At 76.0% G+C, this 6,069-nt stretch carries 2 protein-coding genes; both read right to left on the bottom strand.

The window, feature by feature from the left end:
- Positions 1–3,297: type I polyketide synthase (locus tag AWW66_RS31020; protein ID WP_157528228.1), on the bottom strand; the 3,297-nt coding region annotated here is incomplete at its 3' end.
- 55 nt (positions 3,298–3,352) lie between these two features.
- A partial coding sequence (locus AWW66_RS31015; protein WP_245648570.1) for an SDR family NAD(P)-dependent oxidoreductase occupies positions 3,353–6,069 on the bottom strand: 2,717 nt, incomplete at its 5' end.

The raw sequence follows: 6,069 nt of genomic DNA, 5'->3' as shown, positions 1-6,069 counted from the left end.
CGGGCCGGCCGCCGGCGGGAGGCCGCCGGCCGGCGCGGTGGCGGGCGTCCCGGCAGCCGGTGGCACGGGGCGGGCCGGTGCCGGCGTCGGGCGGGTCGAGGCCGGCGACGGGCGAACCGGTGCCGGCGTCGGACGGGCCGGGGCGGCGGTGCCGCCGGAGGCGGTGAGCACGCTGACCGCCCCCTGCGCGGTGTCGCGGAGCAGGGCGGCGAGTTCCGCCGCCGCGCTGGACTGCCCGGCGAGCCGGTGCAGCGCGGCCATCGCCGCCGCCGGGTCGGCGGACTGCGCGGCGGCGGCCCGCTGCGCGGCAGTGATCCCCGCCCCGACCGGCGGCGTGGCCGGCGAGGGCGTGACCCGGGCCGGCTGCGCGGTGGTCGCCGGCTGCGTGGTGGTTGCCGGCTGCGCGGTGGCGGCCGGCGGTGCGGTGACGGCCCGGGGCGCGGTGGCGGCCGGTGCCGGGGCGCCGGTGGCCGGGGTCGCGGAGAGGCCGAGCAGGCCGGCCGCGTCCGCGCCGAGCCGCACCAGCGGGCCGCCCAGGTCGAGCGGTATCCGGGGCCCGCGTCGGGCGACCGCCGGCGTCCCCGCCGCCCCGGTACCCGACGTCGGCGTGCCCGACGTCTGGCTGGTCGGCGTCGGCGTGCCCGACGTCTGGGCGCCCGGCGTGGTCGGCGTCAGGGCGCGCAGGTCCGGGCTGGCCCCCTCCACCCAGAGCGCGGTCGCCACCCGGCGCAACTGGTTCAGGCCGCCCCGGTGGGCGGTGTTCACCGGCATCGCCAGGTGGTCCCGGCCGCGCAGGTTGTCGCTGACCAGCGAGGCGAGCTGCCCCGCACCGACCTGGAGGAAGACCCGGAACCCGGCGTCGTACATCGCGGCCACGGTCTGCCGGAACCAGACCGGCTCCATCATGTGCCGGACGAAGATCCGGTTGACCTGCTCCTCGTCGGTCGGGAACGGGGCCTGGAGGGTGGCCGACCAGACCGGCATCCGGGTCTGGTGCACCTCCCACCGGCCCAGCGCGGCGCCGATCGAGGTGAGCCCGTCGGCGAAGGCGGGGGTGTGGAACGCCGAGCGGAACGGCAGCTTCTGGCACAGCACGTTGCGGGTCCGCAGCGCCTCGACCAGCCGGTCGACCTGCGGCTCCGGCCCGTTGACCACGGACTGTCCCGGGGCGTTGTCGTGCGAGAGCACCACGCCGGGGAAGTCGCCGAGCAGCGGGCTGACCTGGTCCGCGCCCGCCCCGACCGCGGCGAAGACGTACCCGGAGACCTCCACCGAGTCGGCGTTGAACAGCTCCAGGAACTCGTCCATCGCGGCGGTGCTGATCTGGCCGCTGACCGCGGCGGCGGTCCACTCGCCGATGCTGTGCCCGGCCACCGCGTCCGGGCGTACCCCGATCCGCTCCAGCGCGTGGTGCAGCAGCTTGCCCACCTCGATCAGCCCGGCCCCGTGCCGGCCCAGGTCGGCGGCGGACCACGCGCGGTCCGGCAGCCCGAAGTGGGCGGCCAGGTCGGCGGTGCGCGGGGCGAACTCCGCCTCCAGCCCGGGGAAGACGAAGGCGAGCTTGCCCCCGTCGGCGAGCAGCGGCTGCGGGCTGAACCAGATGTCCCGCCCGCCCCGCCACGCCTGGCCCCGGGCCACCGTCCTGCGGGCCACCGCGAGCAGCTTGTCGGTCGGGCCGACGACGCCCAGCCGGCTGCGTCCCGGCGCGTCGCCACCGGAGCGGGCGGCCACCTCGGCGCCGAGCCGGCGTACCTCGTGGTCGTCGCGGGCCAGCAGCGCGGCGAGCCCGGCCGGATCCGGTGCGGCCAGCCAGAGCACCTGGTCCGGCTCGTCCACCGTGGCGCGTCCGGCGGCCGGGGCGCCCACCGCCATCACCGGCTCGCCGAGCGACTCCGGCGGCTGCTCGATGATCAGGTGCGCGTTGATCCCCCCGAAGCCGAACGCGTTGATGCCGGCCCGGCGCGGCCCGTCCCCCTCCCACGGTCGCGCGGTGGGGATCGGGGCGAACCGGGTCGCCGCCATCTCCGGCCGGGGCGACTCGCAGTGCAGGGTGGGCGGCAGCACCCCCCGGTGCACGGCCAGCGCCGCCTTGATCAGGCCGGCGATCCCGGCCGCCGGCATGGTGTGCCCGATCATCGACTTCACCGAGCCGATCACCGGCTTCGGGCCGCCGCCGTGCGGGCCGAAGACCTCGGCGATCGTGGTCAGTTCGGCCGCGTCCCCGGTGGGGGTGCCGGTGCCGTGCGCCTCCAGCAGCCCCAGCGCGTCCGGGGCGGTCGGGTCCAGCCCGGCGGCCTCCCAGGCCCGCCGGATCGCCAGCACCTGACCGGAGACCGCCGGGTTGAACATGCTGGCCGAGCGGCCGTCGCTGGACACCCCGCTGCCCCGGATCACCGCGTACACCCGGTCGCCGTCGCGCCGGGCGTCGGCGTAGCGCTTGAGCACCACCACGCCGGTGCCCTCGCCGATCAGCAGCCCGTCCGCCGAGGCGTCGAAGGGGCGGATCTCGCCCCGCCGGGACAGCGCCCGCAACTGGCTGAACACCGACCAGAAGCTGATGTCGTGCACGTGGTGCACCCCACCGGCGAGCACCGCGTCCAGCCGGCCGTTGACCAGCTCGGTGATGCCCTGGTCCACGGCGATCAGCGAGGAGGCGCAGGCCGCGTCGATGGTGTACGCGGGGCCGCGCAGGTTGAGCCGGTTCGCCACCCGGGAGGCGGCGAGGTTGGGCACCAGGCCGATCGTCCCCTCCGGCTGGTACGGGCCGAGCCGCTCGTCGAACTTGCGCCGCAGCAGCTCCAGGCGGTCCTGGTCCAGGTCGGGAACCAGCTCGCGCAGGATCTGGATGACCTGGCTGGACATCCGCACCCGCTGGGCGTACCGGGCCTGGGCCGGGCTGAGGATGCCGCCCCGGCCGATGATCACGCCGACCCGTTCCCCGTCGGGGAGCTTCTCCGCCCCACCCGCGTCGGCGATCGCCCGCGCCGCCACCTCCAGGGTGATGAGCTGGTCCGGCTCGATGTCCGGCACCGAGGCGGGCATCACCCCGAACTTCAGCGGCTCGAAGGTGGCGTGCTCGTCGACGAACCCGCCCCGGCGGCAGTACATCCGGTCCGGTCGGTGCGCCTGCTCCGGGTCGTAGAACTCCTCGTCCCAGCGGTGCGGCGGGACCTCGGTGATGGCGTCCACCCCGTCGACGAGGTTGCGCCAGTAGCTTTCCAGGTCGCCCGCCCCGGGCATCAGGGCGGCCATCCCCACGATGGCGACCGGTTCGGGCTGGCCGGTGCCGTTGCTCATCGGTACCTCCGCAGGACGGGACGGACAGGGGCGTCGGGTCGGGACATCGCCGGGCTCACCAGCCGGAGGCGGTGTAGACGACCGAGGTGACCGACGCCTCGGCCCAGGCCAGCTCCCGCAGCAGGGCGAGCGCCCCCTCCTCCGGGTCGATCAGGCCGATGCCGCGCCGGGCGTACTCCCGGCTCAGCTCGGCGGTGACCATGCCGCCGTGGCCCGCGCCCGGCGCCCACGGGCCCCAGTGCACGGTCAGGCACCGCACGCCGGTCCGCGCCGCGTACCGGGTGCCGATGGCGTCGAGGGCGTCGTTGGCCGCCGCGTAGTCGGCCTGCCCCCGGTTGCCGTAGGCGGCGGCGATACTGCCGAAGAAGACCACGAAGCGGGGCTCGCCGGGCAGCTCGTCGAGGGCGGCCAGTACCGTCCGCGCCCCGTCCACCTTGGTGTCGAAGACCCGGGTGAACGACGCCGGGTCCTTCTCGGCGATCAGCTTGTCCTCGATGATGCCGGCCGCGTACACCAGGCCGTCGATCCGGCCGTGCTCGGCGTGGATACCGGCGAGCAGCCGCCGGGTCGCCTCGGCGTCGCGCACGTCGAGGCTGTGGTACCGGACCTCGCCGCCCAGCTCGGTCAGCTCGGCCATGGTGGCCGTCACCTCCCGGGCGGCGAGGATCTGCCGCGCGGTCCGGTCGATCTCGGCCGGCGACCGCCCGCCCTGCCGGGCCAGCGCGGCGACCAGCGCCGCCTTGTCCCGCGCCGCCGCCAGCGCCGGGTCCTCCGGCTCGGTCGGCAGCGGGGTACGCCCGACCAGCTCGATTCGGCACCGGCTGGCCGAGGCGAGCGCCCGCGCGAACCACGGGGTGATGCCCCGCGCCCCGCCGACCAGCACCACCACCGAGTCCGTGGTCAACCCGATCGCGGTGGCCTCGGCGACGCCGTCACCGGCCGGGCCGGCACCCCCGGCGGCCAGCGCGCCCAGCTCCACCGGCACCAGGTCGGCCACGTACCGGTCGTCGCCCCGCAGGCAGACCACCGGCGCGGCCGGGCCGGTGAGCAGCTCCGTGACGATCCGCTGGGCGAGCACCTGTGCCGGCGCGTCCGGATCGGTCTCCACGAACCGGGCGGTGAGCTGCGGGTACTCCCGGGCGATGGTGCGGAACAGGCCGGGCATCCCGTCGGCGGCGCCGGTGGCGTCGCGCGCCCCGGCGGCGAGCAACCAGCGCGGCCCGCTGGCGAGCGCCCGCTGCACCAGCGGGAACACCTCCGGCAGCAGCGGCTCGTCGAGGTCGGTCAGCCCGTCGAGGACGAGCACCCCGTCGAAGCCCACCCCGGCCTGGTCGCTGTCGAGCACCCCGAGCTGACCGCTGGCGCCGTGCGCGCCGAGCAGTTCGGCCAGGTACGCCCCGACCTGCCCGCCACCGGTGATCAGGAACCGGGTGCCGGCGAGCGTGGTCGCCGCGTCGCCGACCTCGCCGGGTTGGACGCTCTCCCGGGCGACGAGCCGCTTCGGGGCGACCCCCACCCCGACGCCGGCCTCCGCCGGGTCGGCGGTGACCTCCCGCGCGGTGATCTCCGGCGCGGTGGGCGTCGCCGCGACGGCGTCCGGCGCGGGTAGCTGGGCCGTGGCGGTCAGGGTCGCGGTCGCGGTGACCGTGGCGTTCAGCTTCTCGTCGAGCCAGGTGACCATGGCGCGGACGGTGCGGGCCTTGACGAGGTCTTCGAGTTCGCTCTCGTCGCCGTCGACGGTGAGGTGCAGGCGGTGGGCGACCTCGCCGGCGACTTCGGCGCGTTTGATGCTGTCGATGGAGAGGTCGGCTTCGAGGTCGAGGTCGAGTTCGATGAGGTCGACCGGGTACCCGGTCCGTTCGCTGATCACCGCCAGGATCGCGTGCTGGAAGTCGGCGAGGGTGGCCCCGCCGGCCGCCACCGCCCCGGCCGAGCCGGTCGCGGCCGGCACCGGGCCGGTGGTCGACACCGACAGGTGGACGCCGCCGCCCAGCTTCCCGTCGAGCCAGGTGACCATGGCGCGGACGGTGCGGGCCTTGACGAGGTCTTCGAGTTCGCTCTCGTCGCCGTCGACGGTGAGGTGCAGGCGGTGGGCGACCTCGCCGGCGACTTCGGCGCGTTTGATGCTGTCGATGGAGAGGTCGGCTTCGAGGTCGAGGTCGAGTTCGATGAGGTCGACCGGGTACCCGGTCCGTTCGCTGATCACCGCCAGGATCGCGTGCTGGAAGTCGGCCGTGTTCACGCCGGCTGCGACGCCGACCCCGGCCGGAACGGCGGACGGCGACGCGGCCGGCAGCAGCGCCGTCGCCGGAGCCCCGGCCGCCTTGTCGCCGAGCCAGGCCACCATCGCCCGCACGGTGCGGGCCTTGACGAGGTCTTCGAGTTCGCTCTCGTCGCCGTCGACGGTGAGGTGCAGGCGGTGGGCGACCTCGCCGGCGACTTCGGCGCGTTTGATGCTGTCGATGGAGAGGTCGGCTTCGAGGTCGAGGTCGAGTTCGATGAGGTCGACCGGGTATCCGGTGCGCTCGCTGATCACCGCCAGGATCGCCTCCTGGAACGCGGCGAGGCTCGGCCCGGCCGGTGCCGGCGCGGGGGTGACCGGCCCGACGGCGGGCGAGACCGGGACGACCGCCGGTGCCACCGGCGCGACGGTGGTGGCCAGCGCGTTCCCCCCGTTCGCCGGGGCCACCATGGCCGGTACCGGGGCCGTCACCGGAGCCGGGGCGGCGGCGGGCAGCGCCGCGTACCCGTCGACCCGGTACGTCTCGGTGG

Origin of the sequence: Micromonospora rosaria (genome assembly GCF_001567585.1) — a bacterium.
GTDB classification, from domain to species: domain Bacteria; phylum Actinomycetota; class Actinomycetes; order Mycobacteriales; family Micromonosporaceae; genus Micromonospora; species Micromonospora rosaria.
The sequence above is the reverse complement of the archived record's forward strand: the minus strand, read 5'-3'. Positions and strand labels throughout refer to the sequence as shown.